The sequence below is a fragment of the Pseudomonadota bacterium genome (genome assembly GCA_022361155.1).
Classification (GTDB): Bacteria; Myxococcota_A; Polyangia; order Polyangiales; family JAKSBK01; genus JAKSBK01.
This window is the reverse complement of sequence record JAKSBK010000451.1, coordinates 1-1,886: the sequence shown is the minus strand read 5'-3', so window position 1 is coordinate 1,886 and position 1,886 is coordinate 1. Positions and strand designations below refer to the sequence as shown.

Annotated in this window: 1 protein-coding gene and 1 pseudogene; both read right to left on the bottom strand. The window is 58.7% G+C overall.

The window, feature by feature from the left end:
• Nucleotides 1–391 (bottom strand): annotated as a pseudogene (gene msrA, locus MJD61_16985) (peptide-methionine (S)-S-oxide reductase MsrA).
• Nucleotides 392–569: 178 nt separating this feature from the next.
• Nucleotides 570–1,826: a tetratricopeptide repeat protein gene (locus MJD61_16980; protein ID MCG8556957.1), complete on the bottom strand. Its 1,257-nt coding sequence runs from the start codon at nucleotides 1,824–1,826 to the stop codon at nucleotides 570–572.
• Nucleotides 1,827–1,886: the final 60 nt, after the last annotated feature.

Here is a 1,886-nt window from a genome sequence, read left to right as displayed (position 1 = left end):
CGGCGGCGATCTCGGTCAGGATCGGTTCCGGAAACCGCTTCGTCTCCTCGACGCGCGTCTTTGATTCCTCGACAAGCCGCCGCTGTTCCTCGTCGTGATAGAACACAGCCGACCGATACTGCGTGCCCAGGTCGCAGAATTGCCGATCGGCCGTCGTCGGATCCACGTTCTGCCAGAACACCTCCAACAACCGCTCGTAGGTCACCTTGGCCGGATCGAAGCGGATCTCAACCGCTTCCGCGTGCCCTGTCCAGCCGGCGGAGACCTCGGGATAGGAAGGATCTTCCTTCTTGCCCCCGGTATACCCGGAGACGACGGAGACCACCCCCTCCACCGCGTCGAACACTTCCTCCATACACCAGAAACATCCGCCCGCGAACGTCGCCGTAGCCAGGCCGTCGTCCGCAGCAAAAACGTGTCCCGATTCTCACACGCCTCCCACGGCACCGACCGCCAGCACGCCGGCCAGGATCACGCTCCGGAGCCAAGACCGGTGCCTCGTTGCGGCGTATGGCCTCGAGGTCCGCACTGTTACCGAGACGTCACATCCTCCCATAACGCACAAGGGTTCAAGAGACGCGGACGGCAAACTTGGGGGCCGCCCCCAATGGCGCATTGTGAATGAGGAACCGGACCTCATCGACCTGCGTGTCGGCGGACAGTTGCTCTCCCACGAACAACCCGCAACGGTACAGACCGGGAGACCATCCCCCTTCCGGAGGAGACAAGACAAAGTAGCCGGACTGATCGTTCATCGACATAATAACCTGATCCTGAGCGGAACCCCGTGGTTCTTCCGTCGTTTCCGTCGCTTCTAAAAAGCACTGGGCCGCGAGCGGCACCTCATCGTACGAGGCCGACACCAGCCGAAAGACCAGATAGATCTCCCGCTGCGATCGATCGAAGCTGTCGATGGGGTCGATGGGAATAAACACATGCTCTCCGGTTGGGAAGTCGTCCCGCATGACGTTTTTGGCCGGGATGACGTATCGAAACCAACTGAAATCCGCGTCCCTCCCCATGAGCGAGGCCCGCTCGTCCAGCGGGTTCTCCGGTTTCCGCGGCTCGGCGGCGAGCTTCTCGTACAACTCATCCAAGGTCATCCCTTTTGGTTTGGAAGGAACCTTTGATTTGAGGCGGTCGGCTTCCGGAACGTGGGGGCGAACCTTTTCAATCCACTCAGCCATTTTCTTTTTACTCAAGACGCGGGCATCGGGTGGAAGGTCAACATGTTTGTTGGCTTCTTCGAATTCAACCGCCGCCTCATACAGAATTTGAAAATGGACCAACGCGTCCGTCCATTGCTCCAACTCCACCAGACACAATCCGATACGAAACACCGTGTCCGCCTGTTCTTCGTCGGTTGAATCCAACGAGGACATCAATCGAAAGAACGGCAGCGCTTCTTCGCAGCGGCCCAGCTCCATTAACGAAAGCCCCAGCTGATGGGCAGCCGTGGCATCCCTGGGATTCAGCGCCAGCAGTTTTCGATAAATCGGTTCGGCCTCGGCATATTTCCCGGTCGAAAACAGCTCCCACGCGCTCGCGCGGATGAGGGCCCATTCCTTGAGCTGCTCGGCCGTCGCGTCCGGCGTATAGATACGGGTATAGCGCCTTCCCCGATCCTTGCCGGATCCATAGATGATGCTCAGCAGGTTTTCCGCGGGAACTTTCAGAGGAGAACCGGGAGGCAATTTCTTCAAAAGCGACTGAACTTCATCGTGTGCGCTGAGGTAATCCAGGACGTCGAAATACGCGCGGGCCAGGCCCAATCGCCAACTGAGCAAGTCAGGAACGAGTTGGACGGCTTTCTTATAGGACTCCAACGACTCTTCCAGGCGATCGAGTTATCTGAGTTCCTGCGCCATCCGCAAATGGATCAAGGG